Origin of the sequence: Mesorhizobium carmichaelinearum (assembly GCF_900199455.1) — a bacterium.
GTDB classification, from domain to species: Bacteria; Pseudomonadota; Alphaproteobacteria; order Rhizobiales; family Rhizobiaceae; genus Mesorhizobium; species Mesorhizobium carmichaelinearum.
Genome location: NZ_FZQR01000022.1, coordinates 1 through 15,365 on the forward strand (window position 1 = coordinate 1; position 15,365 = coordinate 15,365).

General features: G+C 61.7%; 18 protein-coding genes. 16 read left to right on the plus strand and 2 right to left on the minus strand.

Going from position 1 to position 15,365, the window contains the following annotated elements:
* Window positions 1-49 precede the first annotated feature (49 nt).
* The 4 genes from CKW40_RS32450 (at window position 50) to CKW40_RS32465 (ending at window position 1,926) form a co-directional block, all read left to right on the plus strand.
* Window positions 50-451: a hypothetical protein gene (locus tag CKW40_RS32450; RefSeq protein ID WP_095203822.1), complete on the plus strand. Its 402-nt coding sequence runs from the start codon at window positions 50-52 to the stop codon at window positions 449-451.
* Window positions 444-836 (plus strand): hypothetical protein, encoded by a 393-nt coding sequence (locus tag CKW40_RS32455; RefSeq protein WP_095203823.1) that lies wholly within the window; start codon window positions 444-446, stop codon window positions 834-836. Before CKW40_RS32450 ends, CKW40_RS32455 begins: the two co-directional genes overlap by 8 nt.
* Entirely contained in the window at window positions 724-1,488 is a 765-nt protein-coding gene (locus tag CKW40_RS32460; RefSeq protein WP_095203824.1) for a terminase large subunit domain-containing protein, read from the plus strand. Before CKW40_RS32455 ends, CKW40_RS32460 begins: the two co-directional genes overlap by 113 nt.
* A gap of 84 nt (window positions 1,489-1,572) precedes the next feature.
* On the plus strand, window positions 1,573-1,926 hold the full coding sequence (locus CKW40_RS32465) for a hypothetical protein (protein ID WP_095203825.1): 354 nt from the start codon (window positions 1,573-1,575) through the stop codon (window positions 1,924-1,926).
* 31 nt (window positions 1,927-1,957) lie between these two features.
* On the opposite strand, the gene CKW40_RS44065 is transcribed toward CKW40_RS32465, so the two are convergent.
* On the minus strand, window positions 1,958-2,104 hold the full coding sequence (locus CKW40_RS44065; protein WP_179298199.1) for a hypothetical protein: 147 nt from the start codon (window positions 2,102-2,104) through the stop codon (window positions 1,958-1,960).
* Between the two features lie 452 nt (window positions 2,105-2,556).
* Here CKW40_RS44065 and CKW40_RS32475 point away from each other — a divergent pair, with 452 nt between their 5' ends.
* The gene (locus CKW40_RS32475; RefSeq protein WP_095203827.1) at window positions 2,557-3,312 is read left to right on the plus strand and encodes a phage terminase large subunit family protein; all 756 of its coding nucleotides are present in this window, start codon (window positions 2,557-2,559) and stop codon (window positions 3,310-3,312) included.
* A 9-nt stretch (window positions 3,313-3,321) separates the two neighbouring features.
* On the opposite strand, the gene CKW40_RS43245 is transcribed toward CKW40_RS32475, so the two are convergent.
* Window positions 3,322-3,705 carry a hypothetical protein gene (locus CKW40_RS43245; protein ID WP_143748410.1) on the minus strand — a complete coding sequence of 128 codons (384 nt, stop codon included), beginning with the start codon at window positions 3,703-3,705 and terminating at the stop codon, window positions 3,322-3,324.
* Between the two features lie 76 nt (window positions 3,706-3,781).
* Here CKW40_RS43245 and CKW40_RS44070 point away from each other — a divergent pair, with 76 nt between their 5' ends.
* From CKW40_RS44070 to CKW40_RS32535, 11 genes are all read left to right on the plus strand, one after another.
* Entirely contained in the window at window positions 3,782-6,295 is a 2,514-nt protein-coding gene (locus CKW40_RS44070) for a hypothetical protein (protein ID WP_179298200.1), read from the plus strand.
* Window positions 6,295-6,720, plus strand: coding sequence for a hypothetical protein (locus tag CKW40_RS32490; protein WP_095203829.1), 426 nt, complete (start codon window positions 6,295-6,297; stop codon window positions 6,718-6,720). Before CKW40_RS44070 ends, CKW40_RS32490 begins: the two co-directional genes overlap by 1 nt.
* 232 nt (window positions 6,721-6,952) lie before the next feature.
* The gene (locus CKW40_RS32495) at window positions 6,953-7,378 is read left to right on the plus strand and encodes a hypothetical protein (RefSeq protein ID WP_095203830.1); all 426 of its coding nucleotides are present in this window, start codon (window positions 6,953-6,955) and stop codon (window positions 7,376-7,378) included.
* A gap of 171 nt (window positions 7,379-7,549) precedes the next feature.
* A complete protein-coding gene (locus tag CKW40_RS32500; protein WP_095203831.1) occupies window positions 7,550-7,945 on the plus strand; it encodes an SMI1/KNR4 family protein in 396 nt (131 codons plus the stop codon).
* Window positions 7,942-8,148 (plus strand): hypothetical protein, encoded by a 207-nt coding sequence (locus tag CKW40_RS32505; protein ID WP_095203832.1) that lies wholly within the window; start codon window positions 7,942-7,944, stop codon window positions 8,146-8,148. Before CKW40_RS32500 ends, CKW40_RS32505 begins: the two co-directional genes overlap by 4 nt.
* 270 nt (window positions 8,149-8,418) lie before the next feature.
* A complete protein-coding gene (locus tag CKW40_RS32510) occupies window positions 8,419-8,742 on the plus strand; it encodes a hypothetical protein (protein ID WP_095203833.1) in 324 nt (107 codons plus the stop codon).
* Between the two features lie 556 nt (window positions 8,743-9,298).
* The gene (locus CKW40_RS32515; protein ID WP_095203901.1) at window positions 9,299-9,868 is read left to right on the plus strand and encodes a hypothetical protein; all 570 of its coding nucleotides are present in this window, start codon (window positions 9,299-9,301) and stop codon (window positions 9,866-9,868) included.
* A gap of 499 nt (window positions 9,869-10,367) precedes the next feature.
* Window positions 10,368-12,152 carry a portal protein gene (locus CKW40_RS32520; protein WP_095203834.1) on the plus strand — a complete coding sequence of 595 codons (1,785 nt, stop codon included), beginning with the start codon at window positions 10,368-10,370 and terminating at the stop codon, window positions 12,150-12,152.
* The gene (locus CKW40_RS32525) at window positions 12,149-12,469 is read left to right on the plus strand and encodes a Bbp19 family protein (protein ID WP_095203835.1); all 321 of its coding nucleotides are present in this window, start codon (window positions 12,149-12,151) and stop codon (window positions 12,467-12,469) included. Before CKW40_RS32520 ends, CKW40_RS32525 begins: the two co-directional genes overlap by 4 nt.
* A gap of 434 nt (window positions 12,470-12,903) precedes the next feature.
* A complete protein-coding gene (locus CKW40_RS32530) occupies window positions 12,904-13,572 on the plus strand; it encodes a hypothetical protein (RefSeq protein WP_179298201.1) in 669 nt (222 codons plus the stop codon).
* Window positions 13,573-13,583: 11 nt separating this feature from the next.
* The gene (locus tag CKW40_RS32535) at window positions 13,584-15,299 is read left to right on the plus strand and encodes a glucosaminidase domain-containing protein (protein ID WP_095203836.1); all 1,716 of its coding nucleotides are present in this window, start codon (window positions 13,584-13,586) and stop codon (window positions 15,297-15,299) included.
* Window positions 15,300-15,365: the final 66 nt, after the last annotated feature.

The window sequence follows — 15,365 nt, forward strand, 5'->3', positions numbered from 1 at the left end:
GGCAGGACAGAGGGGGGCGTCGTAGGGCGCGACCTTTGCGAGAAATCCAATGACCCAACGCTACGCCACGATCATCACCGACGATGACGGCCGTGAAATCGTCAGCGCCATCGGCGCGTTCGAGGGCGCCGCACCCCAGCCGCGTCTGGGCCGGGTCGAGGTGGTCGCGCCCGGCGTGCTGATCGGCATGGTGCGGGACGCGGCCGGTGGCTTTGGCTTTCCGCAAGCCGGCATCGGCGGGCATGCCATCGGTCTCGTCTTGGCGCGGCTCAAGGCGCAGGCCAGCGTGGTAAAGCGCGCCGGTGCGCCAAAGCCTGCCGCGACCTCAAAGCCGAAGCGCGCCAAGCGGGCGAAGAAAAAAACCCGATCGAGGAAGCCGGCCGGATCGGCGCCGAAGGCGGGCAAGGCGGCCAGCGATGCCGCTGCTACGATGGACCAGGTCGATGGTTGACGACATCACCGACAGGCCGGCGCGCGGCAAGGCAAGGCCGGCAAGGCGCAAGCCCGCCCGTGAGGCGGTTGCGCAAAAAACCCGTCCGAAGCGGACGAAGAAGACGCTGGGCGATGACTTTCTCGCCGCCGTGCGGGCCGATTTCCGGGCGCATGGCGCCGGCGTCATCGCCGAGGTGCGGGCCGACAAGCCGGACCAGTATCTGAAGATCGTGCTTTCGGTGCTGCCCAAAGATTTCGATGTCGCCATCAACCATCTGGACGCCTTGAGCGATGAAGAGATCCGCAGCCGCATCCGCAGCCTCGAAGCCGTCGTCAAACCGTTCCTCGAAGAACCCGCCGATCACAGCCAAGACGGAATATCTGGCGCTGCTGGCGGAGCTTGACCGCCGCAGACGCACAAACCAGCTGGCGGCCTACAAGCCGTATCCGCGCCAGGCTGAATTTCACGCGGCAGGAGCGATCAACCGCGAAAGGCTGTTCATGGCCGGTAACCAGCTCGGCAAGACCAGGGCCGGCGGCGCCGAATGGGCGATGCATCTGACCGGCCGTTATCCCCAGTGGTGGCAAGGCAAGGTTTTCGACACGCCCGTGCGGCTGTGGGCCGCCGGCGTGACCGGCGAGGGCACGCGCGACAACCCGCAGCGCGTGCTGGTCGGCCCGCCGCAGCAACAGGCGGCCTGGGGCACCGGCATGATCCCGGCCGATGCCATTGTCGACACCATCATGGGCCGCGGCGCGCCGGGCGCGCTCGACAGCGTCGTGGTGCGCCATGGCGGCGGCGGCGATTTGCAGGCCGGCGAGAGCGTGTTGTCCTTCAAGAGTTTCGAAAAAGGCCGCGAGAAATGGCAAGGCGAGACCCTGCACGGCGTCTGGTTCGACGAGGAACCGCCGCTCGACATCTATTCCGAAGGCCTGACCCGCACCAATGCGACAGGCGGGATAACGATCGTCACGTTTACGCCGCTGCTGGGTATGAGCGATGTGGTGCTGTTGTTCCTGTCGGCGGGTGAGGTGGAGCGGATGGCGAGAGGGTGAACCGCCGCGAAACCATGATTTGCAATGCCGCTTTTGCAGCAACCGGTGGTCGAGTAGCGTCCGGCGCGACGTTCGAGGTCTGACATGCGCCAAATCGCAAAACTGCTCCTGCTCTCTGCCCTGCTTTCAGCCTGCAGCGGAAGCGGCGATTGGCGCGCCGATGCAATCACCGCGGCCGAAGGCAAGATGCGCAGTCTGCTGAGCGATCCTTCCGCCACATTCTCACATGTCCAGCCTACCGGCGACAGTTCGTCCGGCCAGACCTGCGGTGTCATCACCGCCAGGGTTGGCACCTTCACCAAGGAGGCGCGCTTCATCGTCTATATCGACAACGCCGCCGGTCCGTTCGTCGAGCCGGGCATGGGCCAGTCCATGTCACGGGCCGACTTCGACTGGGCCTGGAAGAATGATTGTCTGAACGAGGGGTATAAGAGCTGAGCGGGCCTGGTAGTTCGGGTTCTGAACTTGTTCACTCCGTCTCCCGCGCCACCGTCCGATCGAGGTTTTCGTTCAGCCGCCTGAGCATGCCCAGCAGCGTCGCCACCTCGTCCCTGCTGAAACCGCTTAGCGCCTGCTCCGAGCCTTCGTGCAGCGCCTCCCGCGCGGCGGGCAACACCAGGATCTGCTCAAACAGCGCCGCCCCCGAGACGTTCCCATTGGCTGATCAGGTCTGGGTGTAAAAAAGCAGAATGAAGCCCAATCAGGGGTATCGGCTGCCTGCAAGCTGCCTGGCGCGAGCTTTAGGATCGGTCGCTTTCCGCGTAAGCGGTTGACACCATATCCTTTCATCACCTGTAATCTGATTATACCAGACATTGCATGCTTTATTTGGCGTGTCTGGGATACAAACTTCGCGTTCGAACCCTGAAGAATTTGCGTACATCTTGCAGGTCTTCTTACTTGTATCATACGGAACGTTCGATTGGCACGCTGATGCACTGGCGGCAATGGCGACAACGATTGCTATGCGGATCATGTATCTCCCCCGAGTCATCAGCTACTTCGCATTGATGAACAGTATTATCAATGGCAATAGCTCGTCACGGCAGGTAATTAGGACAGGCTAATATGTCCCGTCACGTCACCTTCATGACCATCGACGATGCCGCGCATTACTCGCCGCAGGAGCGCGCGGCGATCGTTGCCGCCTATCCCGCGCATGAGCGCGAGGCGCGCGCCCGCGGCATTCCGGTGCTGGGCTCGGGCCGCATCTTTCCGGTGGCCGAGGCGTCGATCGCCTGCGCGCCGTTCCGGCTACCACGCTACTGGCCGCGCATCGGCGCGCTCGATTTCGGCTGGGACCATCCTTCCGCCGCCGTCGAGCTCGCCTGGGATACGGAGGCCGATGTCGTCTATGTCACAAAAGCAGTGCGGGCCTCGCAGCAGACGCCGGCGATGCAGACGCTGACCTTGAAACCCTGGGGCGAATGGCTGCCCTTCGCCTGGCCGCGCGACGGCCGTCGCGAGACGCTGGAAGGGGCGGGGGTGGCGCTGGCCAAACAATATGCGGCGCACGGGCTGAACATGCTGTCGCGCCACGCGCAATTTGCCGACGGTTCGGTCTCGGTCGAGGCCGGGCTGATGGAGATGCTCGACCGCATGCAATCCGGCCGCTTCAAGGTGTTTTCGACGCTGACCGACTGGTTCGAGGAGTTTCGGCTTTTTCATCGCAAGGATGGTCAGGTTGTCAAACTGCGGGACGACCTGATGGCGGCGACGCGCTATGGCGTGATGATGCTGCGCGAGGCGGTGGTCGATCCGGCGGAGTTCAAGGCGGCGCGACGGCCGGCGGGACAGAGCGATCCGCTGGGGGCGTTTCGGTAGAAGTCTTGCCTATGTGCAGTCGTCGCAAACGACACCGCCGAGCTCTGTCCGCAAGGAATGAAGGACTGAAAGAACTTCAGCATCCCGCTCGAAATGGCCGCCGCTGATGTCGGCCTGAATCGCCAAGCCGCCGTCGTCTTCCAAAATTGTGATGTTGAAATAGGCAATAGGATCGCCTTCGGCCGCCATGAGCAACCAAGGCTCGGATTGTCCGGGCAGTAGCGCGCTCAACGCGCGTCGAGCCTGTTGCTCATCTGCCAGCTCTTCAAGGAAATAGCTTTTCAACGTCGTTCGTTCTCGATGTGCCTCTGGTGTCGGCGCTCCCTGACGCCGGCAACCCAGTCTCACCAAAATCTTCGATCCGACAAGGCCAGCAAACGCGCCTGCCAGCATGCGCGCGATCCGGCCCTGCCGTGCTCGCCGGCGCCGCGCGCCCTTTGTTCAAAGCCATTCGAGCAGGAAACAGCCAATGGTCTACGTCATCCCGCTCTCCATCGCCCAGCGCCGGCTCGATACCGGCAACGCACCGCAATATCCCCAGGGATCGCCGATCGGCGGCGCCATGCAGGGGCTGGGCGATCACCTTTCCGCTGTCGCCGAGCGCTACCAGCAGATGAAGGACCAGCAAGAGGCGTTCGACGCCGAATTGGCTCGCCGCCGGTTCAACGGCCAGATCGCGCAGGCGGAAGACGAGGTGACGGCCAACGCGCCAGCCGACGGCGCCGGCCTGCATGAGGCCATGTATGGCCAGGTCGATCCGTACAATGGCAGGGTGGTGAAGACCGGGCTGTTCGACAAGCTGTTTGCCGCCGCCTTGCCCGGCATGCCCGAGAGCCAGCGCGCCGCTTTCGCCAGCCAGAAGGAAGCGTTGCGTCTAACCGGCGCGCGGCGCATGGCGGCACGGCAGCTTCAGCGGCGCAGGGATTATGAGCAGGCCGAGGTCGACACGGCGCTGAAGACCAGCGCCATCGCCATCGGCAACGCCAACCCCGACGACCCCGTCACTTTCGAAGCTGCCCGCCAGGAAGGGCTCGACCTGATCGACAAGATGGGGCTCGACCCGGGGATCCGGCAGCAGAAGGCGAAGGACTGGTTTGGCACGGCCGCCAAGGCGCGGTTCGAGGCGCTGATCGCCAAGGACCCGAAGCGCGCGCTGGAGATGTTTGGGGTGGGGGCGCCGGCCTCCGGCGGCGATGCTACGGGCGGCAGCGCGCAGACTGAGGGCAGCTCCTTGTCGGGCGGCTCAAAGATGGCTGCGGGGAAAGACGACCGTGTCGGCACGCCGACACCGGATGAGCGCATAGCACAGGCGTTCGGGGACAGTGCTTCGGCACCCAATTCAATGGCGATCAAGCCGGTAGCCCACCATCTCGCTGACTTATCTCGAGACGACGTTCAGTGGCTGATCGACCAGGCACATGCCGCGAACACGGCCCATCTGATCGAGGCGCGCACCAACATCGCTCTCGTTTCGCAGAACGGCCCGGACGCAATCGCCAAGACCGGCAGTTATGCCGGCAACATGCCCAGCCCTGCGGACTTCGCTGCCGTTTATGGCGCTGAGGAGGGCGGTAGGCAGTACCACGACTTCAGCTTGAAGATGGATGTCGGCCGTCAAGCCTTCGGCATGCGGACCATGCCCAACCAGGCTATCCACGCAGCGCTGCGCGATGCGGAGCCTGGGCCTGGCAGTTCCGAAGAGGAGCAGACGCGCTATCGGGTTACCGCTGCGGCGGCTCTCAAGACACTAGGCATGAGGCGGGCGGACCCTGCTGGCTATGTTCGAGAAGTCTTCCCCAATGTGGACGCTGCGTGGAAGGCAGCAACCGGTCCAGGCAGCAAGTCGGAGATCAGCAATCTGGCGGCATACAAATGGGCTATCGCCGTCTCGGTGGCAGCCCAGAGGCAACTGGGCGTCGAGACCCCTCAACCCCTGCCGAAGGCTGTTGTCCAAAGCATAGCTGATACCTTTGGCAACAAAGACGTGCCGCAGGGTGAGAAGGGCATCATCCTGCGTGATCTTCTGGCAGCGGCGCCCGATCCGACGGCGCGCGATGCCCTGTCTCAGCAGTTGGATCGCGTTGGCATTTCTTGGCCGGCTCTAGTCGATCCGATCGTCACTTCTGCGATAGGGCAAGGGCGGCCTCTATCGGCACGCCCTGGCGAACCCCGGTCGGCATTCCAACAAGCCGCGGACGACTTCGGCAATTATCTGAGCGAGGGTTTCGAGGCCCTAGGCCGCATCCCGCACGACATTGGACTGGGTCTCCAGGATCTGCGCGATTCCCCTTGGGGCTTCCTTGAACAACTGCCGGCCACCCCCGGCTCGGGGGCGGTTGCCGACGGGCGCCTAGCGTTAGAGGCAGTCGGCGAAGCCGTTGCAAAAGGCTTGGCCATAGTCCGCGGCGGGACTGGCAAGCTTGCTAGGCCGATAGAGGAATTTGCCGATAGCGGCTCACGCGCAGCATCGGATCTCGCCGCCGAGAGGTCGGTGGCTCGCCAGGCTGTCGAGGCGGAGTCTCGTGCAATAGATGCAGCAAAAGAGGCCGCCTACCGCTTGAGCACAGGCGCCAAGCCTGACAAGGCCGAGCTTCTTGAGATAATAAAGTCGATCGCAAGGGACCCCTCCAAGGTAAAGTATCCGGGAGCATCGTTTGGCAAGGCTCTTTCAAAAAATTATCGCAAAACGTTCCTCGATGCATACCCGAGCTTGGAGGGTCAAGTAGTGGTCCATCACGCGGCAGAGCGGCAGGTATTGACAAGATATATTGGCCTCGTTGCCGAAGATGAAATGCACTCGCTTCAGAACCTTCGCGGAATTCCCAAAGGGCTTGATAATCTTTTGCACAAGACTGTTTTCCGATACGAATGGAATAATTTTTACAGGTCGCATCCCCAGCCAACCCGCCAGCAAGTGCTGGACTACGTCACTTACATCGACAAGAAATACGGACATCTGTTCAATCCTCCAATAGGTGATTGATGCAATATTTTTACATAGAACCGAACGTCGCTGGTGGGCTTGGCAACCACACCGTTCTTGACGCGAGCGTCCATCCGCCGATTGTGACCAAGCTTCACTATGAAGTAGAGGGCTGGTTTGGTGATGTGCTCGTCACGACGTTCCCGTGTTACCTCGTTACCGAAGAAGCCCAGCGTGCATTACAACAGATGGGTTTTTCAGGTGCGACGTTCGCCGACGTCGAAGTGACGACATCCGAGGAGTTTCATGAGGATCAACCTGGGCAGGAACTTCCACCTTTCGTTTGGTTGAAAGTGAATGGGAAGGCAGGCCGCGACGACTTCGGGATTGCAGCAAACTATCTCCTCGTTATCTCGAAACGTATTCTTGATTTGCTGGAATCACTGGGAATACCGTTTGCAGTGGTCGAGCCCTACGAACGGTAACGGGATCGCGCCTTTGTTGCCGTGGCGACGCAACGCGGACCGGTCTCTCAAGTGAAGTTTGGCGGTAGGAATTGCGGTGACAGTGCACTCATCCCGTGATGCGACTCCGCTTCTTGAAGTCCGCTATTGTTTCAGGTCGATCGAACAGAAATATTGCACTGTCACCGTAATTATACGTGACCTATATCAATAGGAAATATGGGTATCTGTTCAATCCCCTGATAGGTGAGTGATGCGATACTTTAAAATACGGCCAAACGTCGCTGGTGGGATTGGCGAAAACACCGTTCTTGACCGGAGCGTCCACCCACCAATCGTAAGCAGGCTTCACTATGTGGTAGAGGGCTGGTTCGGTGATGTGATCGTTGCGACATTCCCCTGTTTCCTCGTCACCCAGGAAACCCAGCGCGCGCTGCAGAAGATGGGCTTTTCAGGTGCAACGTTTGCCGAGGCCGAGGTGACTACCTCGGAAGAGTGTCAAGAGGATCAACCCGGGCTGGAACTGCCACCTTTCGTCTGGCTGAAAGTAAATGGGAAGGCTGGCCGCGACGATTTCGGGATCGCGATACCCTTCCGTCTGGTCATCTCGAGACGTATTCTCGATTTGTTGGAACCGTTAGGCATTCCGTTTGCTGTGGTCGAGCCTTACGAACAGTAACGGGATCGCGCCTTTGTTGTCGCGGCGACGCAACGCTGACCGGTCTCTCCAGTGAAGTTTGGCGGTAGTCCGATCGACACCTCCTACAAAGATCGTTCTGCCTCGCGAAGTTCATAGACAACAGGCTACGCCGTGGTGGAATGAGTTGCTGAAGGACCTAGGAGGAGATCAGTGGGATATAGTTTGACTGAGGGCCAGTTCGACGCGCCGGCTGAATCCACAGTCGTCGATGGCCTGTCCGCGCGCTTGGGCGTCGTGCTGCCCAAGGATTACGCCGACTTCCTCAAAGAGCATAATGGCGGCGAAGGTTTCATCGGCGACAACTATATTATTTTTTTTAAAGCCGAAGAGTTGGCTGATTTCAATCGAGAATACGAGGTTGAAAAATACGCGCCAGGCATCCTCTTGTTCGCATCGAACGGAGGAGGGGAAGCCTATGGCTTCGACACCCACGATGTGGAAATGCCAATCGTGCGCATCCCGTTTATATTTATGGAACGGCAATCCGCCGAGACGATAGCGCGAGACCTCGCCGATCTATTTGCCACGCTGGAGGACTTGAAATGAGCGTACAAGATACAGCTCCTCGCTCCAAGGGTATGGAACTGTTCGAGGTCAAACCGATTGCGGTTGGCGGCGATCCAGTCAGTTTGGAGAACAAGATCTGGTTGACCAGACAAGAGCATTTTGAAGTGGTGCGCTTCTGGAATCGAACTATCGAAATTCAGCGTAAGGCGGCGCTGGAGAAGGCGGCGCGGGCGGATCGTTAGGGCGCGGCAATTGCGGTGATGTGCATCTTAACGACTGTGTCTATGTGATTGGAGTGAGGTTCGGACTGAGATCTGGGAAATAGTGCACTGTCACCGTAATTCGAAAACCGCGCCGAGATCGATTGCCAGCTCGACCAGTGAATTTCCAACATTCTTGAGTTCCGGACCTGGTTGGTTTCGCCCGAGTCGCCAAACCCACGATATCGCGCGGCCTCTTTCAGAATGAGGCGTATGATGATCCGTTAGGTTTCGACAGCAAGGGAGGAACAAATGCCAATCGGAGCAGCGGTGGAGTACCTGCATAAGTTGCGCAGAGAGGCGATCCATGCGGAAGCAGGCAACGTGAAAGGGATCACGCGTCATTTGCAGCTGAACATTGGGAAGTCGCGCGACCTTTTGGAAACGAGCCAGGCAACGGATGCAGCTCTGGCTCACCTGCTGGAGGCAGGCAACGCGCTCATTTGGGAACTCGCACCTATTTCAAAACAAACAGCTGCGCTGAGGAAAGACAAGATCTCTGGCTTAAGGCACGCCTTTGAAACGGCGTTAAACATGGCCATTGAGGAAGTCAGGAAGGCGAAGCCAAAAGCCTAGACTGGCACGGCCTCTGAACCGCCTTCAAGGGGCGGGACGCCTACCGGTTCGTCATCCTCGGGCTTGACCGCCTTGACCCGGGGATCCATTCCGCGACATCAGCCGACGAACGGAATTGCCGTGACAGTGCACTCATTCCCTGATGCGACTCCGCTTCTCGAAGTCCGCTATTGCTTCAGGACGATCGAGCGGAAGCAGTGCATTGTCACCGTAATTTTGGCCCGGAACGGCACCAAATAGGAATTTTTTCCTGCGGCCCATTGACCGCGTGAGGGCAGCAATGGTACATTTTGCCCATGGTGCTGATTTGCGCCGGCGACCCGCCCTCGAGGCGGGTTTTGTTTTTGCGCGATGGTCGGTGCGGATGCCGCAATGATTGCGAAGCAACGCAGCGCCTCCGCATCGTCGCGACGCCTCGATGTCACCGAATGGATTCCTTGGGCTGCGGAGCAGCTCCAGGGGTCTGCGCTGCGTCGCTTCGCCCTGGAGTGACGAAGCTGGGATCGCTTTCGCTCGCTTGACGATGACTTCGCTGCCCGCGGAGGAAAGTCCATCCATGCCCATCCGCATCGTCCCCGCCACGCTGCGGGACCTTTCCTACATCGCCGCCAACTTGCGGCCCGAAGACCGTGCCGAGATCGACTGCCAGCTTGACCATTGGTCGCCGGCGCTGCTGGCGCTCACCGCGCTGCAGGGGTTTGCCTATGTCGCCGAGCTCGACGGCAATCCGGAGGCCGGGTTCGGCGCGGCCGAGCAGCGGAGCGGGCTGTGGATCGCCTGGAGCTGGGGCACGCGCCGGATGAAGCGCTGCGTGCCCGGGATCACCGAGTTCTTTCATACCGTGCTTGGGCCTCAGGTTGCCGCTCGCGGCGCCTGGCGGGTCGAGGCCCGCGCCCTGGCCGCCAATGATCTGGCGCTGCGCTGGCTTGGCCGGCTCGGCGCCACGCAGCGCTGCCTGCTGCCGGGCTATGGCCGCAACGGCGAAGATTTTTTCCTCTACGATTGGACAAGAGAAGGCTGGAACCATGTGTCTGTTTCAAAAACCACCGGAACTGAAGCCGCTGCCGCCGGCGCCGACGATCAAGGACGAAGATGTCAAGGCGCGCGAGGCGGCATTGCGGGCTGAGCTCGAACAGCGCCAGGGCACGCAGAGCACCGTCAAGACCGACCTCGCGCCGTCGAGCCTCACCGGCCAGCGCCGCGTGCTGCTGGGGCTTTGACCATGACCGCGATGAAGCGCAGCTTTCGCAAGCGCGTGCTGGACTGGTGGTACTGGCGCCGGCACGCAAGGTTGCTGAAGAAGCGGGGCGGGTGATGCTGCTAATCTCCCCCCTCGTGGGGGAGATGCCCGGCAGGGCAGAGGGGGGCGCTGCCCCGCCGACCTATCAGTCCTTCCTTTTTCGCCCTCGAGGACCGAATTCGATGGAAGCCTGAGAGGCTGGCGATCCTTCGCGCTCCCCATTTCCAATCGAAACACCCTGCCGGGCAGAACATGAAAATGGTTGCAGGCCGCGGGACAGCGCCCCCCTCTGTCCTGCCGGACATCTCCCCCACTTGGGGGGAGATTGGCAGCTTCGGCGCCGCGCGCCCTTATCATCCCTTCCCCACATCCCAGCGAGGCACCCATGACCGATTCCCGCGCCCGCGATATCCTGTCCCGCCAGTCCGAGCTCGAGACCGAGCGCAGCCAGTATGAGGCTGTGTGGGAGCAGGTGGCGGAGTTCTGCGACCCCGACGCGCCCGATGTCTGGAGCGGGCGCCGAAGCGGCGGGCCGGACTCGCAGGCCGAGCGGCAGGAGCGGCGCGGCAGCCGCGTTTACGCCAACACCATCAACTCGGCCGCCAATCGGCTCGCCGCCGGGCTCGAAAGCCTGATCATTCCGCAGTCGGAAAAATGGCATGGCCTGTCGACGGCGGCGATGAATGATGAGGAGACCGATGAAGAGAAGGAATGGGCGGAGAGCTTGCGCGATTTCCTGTTCTCGCTGCGCTACTCCGCCAATTCGAACTTTGTCCCCGCCACGCAAGCCTGTCTGCGCAATGTCGTGCGCTATGGCCCGGCCTATCTCTATGCCGAGGAAGGTTTCGGCAACACGTTGATCCACTATGCCTCGATCCCCGTGGTCGAGGGCTATCTCAGTCGCAACCGTTGGGGCCAGGTCGACATCTTCCATCGCCGCTACGAGCGCACGGCGCGGCAGGCGGCGCAGCTGCTCGGCTATGAAAAACTGCCGGCGCGCATAAAAATGCTGGTCGACGATCCGGTCAAATGCGAGACCAAAATCTCGCTGGTCCAGTGCATCCAGCCGCGCGACGAGCGCAAGATGTATCGCCTGGGCGATCAGTACCAGTACCTCGACACGGCCTTCGCCTCCTACCACGTCATCGAGGACGAGGAGGAAATTGCCAGGGAAAGCGGGTTCCGCACTTTTCCGGTGTCGACCTTCAACTGGCGCCGCTATGAGGGCGACCCCTATGGCATCTCGCCTGCCATCGAGGCGCTGACGACCGTACGGGAGGAAAACGCCGTGCGCCGCTCCGGCTTGCGCGCGTTGCAGCAGATCACTGATCCGGCGACCGCCTCGAAGGCCAGGCTCGACTATGTACCGGTGCTCAATCCCGGCGAGAATTACCCCGGCCTGATCGACGACAATGGCCGGCCGCTGATTGCGCCCATCACCACCGGGCAGAACCCGACCTATGCCTTCAACTATGCGCAGAGCCGCGCCGACGAGATCCGCGACATGATGTTCGTCAACCTGTTCCAGACGCTGGTGCAGAACCCGCAGATGACGGCGACCGAAGCGCTGATCCGGCAAGAAGAGAAGGGGGCGCTGCTGGGGCCTTCCGGCTCGATCATCCAGGCAGGCTTCGCCACCAATCTCGACCGCGAGCTCGGCATTCTCGTGGACAAGGGGCTTTACGACGAGGACAGCCGCTTTGCGCCGCCGGAAAGCCTGGCCGGCAAAACGGTGCGGCCGACCTTCACCGGCCCGCTCGACGTGCTGCGTCGCTCGGCCGAGGCGCGCGACACCATCCAGGTGGTGACGACGGCCATGCAGATGGCGCAGTTCGATCCGGGCGTCATGGACAATATCGACAGCGACGAGGCGATCAAGATCGTGCAGAGCGCCGGCCGCAGCCCGCAGCGCATCTTCCGGCGCAAGGAGGAGGTCGACGGCATGCGTCACGCGCGCGCCAAGGCGCAACAGGCACAGGCCGGCATGGCGGCGATCGCCAGTGCGGGCAAGGCCGCCAAGGATGCGGTGCCGGCGGCGGTGCAGGCGCGCGACAGCGGCCTGCTCGACGGCCTGCAGAACATGCTGCAGGGCGCGGGTGGCGGGCAGGGCGGTGGCCAGACTGGGCAAGCCATGCCCGGTGGCCAGGCGCCGGCGGGTGGCGGCGCATGAGCGGCAGACGCTTCGCCCGCGCCGGTCAGGCCGGCGGCCCGGCCAGGGCACGCGACGCGCTGACCAAGGCGTATCTGCGTGTCTTTTCCGGCGAGGATGGCGAGATGGTGCTGGCCGACCTCGCGGCAACCGTCGGCTATTACCGGCGGCCGTCCTATGGCGATTGGCTGGCGCGGACCCGGACGCCCGAAGGCTTCGAACTGCACAGCGCCCTCAGCAATGCCCGCGCCGAAGTGGTGCAGCACATTATGGGTTTTCTGACGATGGATGAGGCGCAGCTAGCCGCGCTGGAGAAGGCGGCGCGGGCGGAAGGGTAGGCGGAGGCCGCGAAGCTGCAATCTCCTCCCTCGTGGGGGTTGAGGAGCGGTCCGCGCAGCGGACGGGAAGCCAATTGCTTGGCTTTCCGAGCAACGAAAGCCGGCAGGACAGAGGGGCGCGCTGTCCCGCCGACGTATCTATCAATCAGACGCGCCCGAGTTAGCAGTGCCGACGAGGTCGATTGACCCAAACAGGCAGCACCGCCGCTCCAGGATTCTCCAAAAAAAATCGATCCGACAAAACCCGCGAACGCGACAGCCAGCGTGCGCGCGATCCGGCCGTGCCGCGATCGCCGGCGCCTCGCGCCTTTGTTCAAAGCCATTCGAGCAGGAAGCCGCCAATGGTCCACGTCATCCCCCTTTCCATCGCCCAGCGCCGGCTCGATACCGGCAACGCGCCGCAATACCCGCAGGGATCGCCGGTCGGCGGCGCCATGCAGGGTTTTGGCGATCACCTTTCCGCTGCCGCCGAGCGCTACCAGCAGATGAAGGACCAGCAGGAAGCGTTCGACGCCGAACTGGCCCGCCGCCGGTTCAACGGCCAGATCGCGCAAGCCGAAGACGAGGTCACGGCCAACGCGCCGGCCGACGGTGCCGGCCTGCATGACGCCATGTATGGCCAAGTCGATCCGTACAGCGGCCGGGTGGTGAAGACCGGGCTGTTCGACAAGCTGTTTGCCGCCGCCTTGCCCGGCATGCCCGAAAGCCAGCGCGCCGCCTTCGCCCGGCAGAAAGAAGCGTTGCGTCAAACCGGCGCGCTGCGCATGGCGGCACGGCAGCTTCAGCGGCGCAAGGATTATGAGCAGGCGCAGTGGTCGGACGTCCAGCGGGCCGAGCTCGACGCCATCGCTCAAAGCAACGCGAACGACACCGCCGCTTTTAACGCCGCCCGCCAGCGCGGCCTCGATGTTCTCAATAAGATGGGCCTAGATCCACAGGGCAAGTTGCAGGCCGAAGCCGCCTGGCGCGAAAGCACAGCGAAGACGCGGATGGAGGCGCTGATCGCGCAGGATCCTCAACGTGCGCTGCAGATGTTGCGGGCTGCCACCGGTCAACAGCGCAAGGGCTCGCTGGATGGCGAGCAAATACCTCGGGAACAATAGGGGCCAAGATAATGGAACATAAGATTGGCAACGGCGCGATCGATGGCGCAGACGAACAAGCGGATGGCGCCGCACCGCTGGCTGGGGACCAGGACAAATCTGGTGAGCTCGCGCCACTCTATGAAAAGGTGGAGCAGGCGCTGATCAAGGATCGGCCCACCGCTGCTCTGCTTGCGGCTCTCTCGCCCGACACCACCAATGCCCTCATCCAGCGGGCGTCCGTGGCGGCTGCCTCCCAATTGGTCGGTGCCCGCACGAACATTTCTCTTGCCTCTCAGAACGCGCCGGCAGCGTTCGCGAACACCGGCAACTATGCTGGTGTGATGCCCGGGCCGGAAGCGTTCGCCTCCGTCTATGGTGTCGACGAAGGTCGCCGGCAATTCGCAAGATTCGACCAGAACGTGAAGGCGGGCAAGCAGGCCTTTGACATGCGTGCCATGTCGGACCAGGAGATACATGACCAGCTTGTCAACGCGGCGGTTAACGCGGGACATTCGCAGGACGCCCAGTCGGGATACCAGATAACTGCCGCTGCCGCCCAACAGGTGCTGGAAGCCAGAAGGAACGATCCAGCCGGTGAGGTCGGCAAGGCCCTTCCCGAAGTGAATGCGGCCTGGCGAGCGGTATCCGACCAAGGCGGGCGCGACCCCGCCACTGTTCAAAAAGCGCTGGCCCTTACCGTCGCGGCTCAGCAGCATCTCGGCGTCGAGAACCTTCAGCCCGTGCCCCAGTCGGTGTTGAAAGACCTCAGCGGACTTCCGCGGCAAGACATCCAGGCGAGGATGGATGGTCTGCTTGCCGGAACGGCAGATCCAGGCGTCAAGCTGGCGATGTCACGGCAATTTGCTGCTGCCGGCTTGCTTGACAGACCGGCGCAGGCGCCTCGAGCTGATCGCTTTGGGCGCGATGATCGTCGTTTTGGGCAGGATGATGGCTCAGACCATGAGCAAGCCTATGATTCCGATGGGTTGACCGAGAAAGCCAGCGACGCCTCCCAACTCACGCCGGATGAGCGGATAGGACAGTCGTCCCAGGAGGATTTGCCAACCGATGTTCTGCTGGCAAATCTTGCGCCTGGTGTCTTTGGTAGTCTTGTCCAACCGGCGCGGGGGCTAAATGAGGAAAGTCTGACCAACACCGGCGCTAATGTCGAAAGTGTTTCCAGCGCGACGCGCGGCGCTGAACACTCTGTGGCCACTTTTGGTGTTGAGGAGGGTGGCAAGCAATACGAACCATTTGGCGAGAAGGCCAACAACTTTGCAGCGGATATTCTCGCCGCCAAAGGCCACCCCAAGCAATTCGCTAACGCCTTCTATAGAGCCGGCCTAAATGCCGGTCTGACCGATACGCAAGCGCGCTTGATGGCCGCTCAGGCAACGCTCGAAAGCGGAAGCGGCAAGAGGGCTCCTGGTTTCAACTACTTCGGCGTCAAGGCTTTCAAATCGTGGAAAGGCGCCACGCAACACCTTTGGACGCATGAGAATGAACATGGCCAACTTGTGAGACGTAAACTACGTTTTCGCAAATACGCCACTCTTGAAGAAGGCATTCGCGACCGCATTGCAGTCATGAAACATAACTTCCCCGAAGCTAACGACGCCACTGACATTGAAAGCGCTCTTGTCGAGCTTCAGCGAGAAAGACCGAGGGGGCAGCACAGGCCGTATGCGACCGATTCAAAATACGCGCTGAAGCTTCGGCCCTTTCTAAAACTATTACCGCAATGACCTTACACTCCCTCGGCGGCAAGCTCGCAAAGTGGCTGCGCGGAGCGCGACCAGTAAATTTCTTCA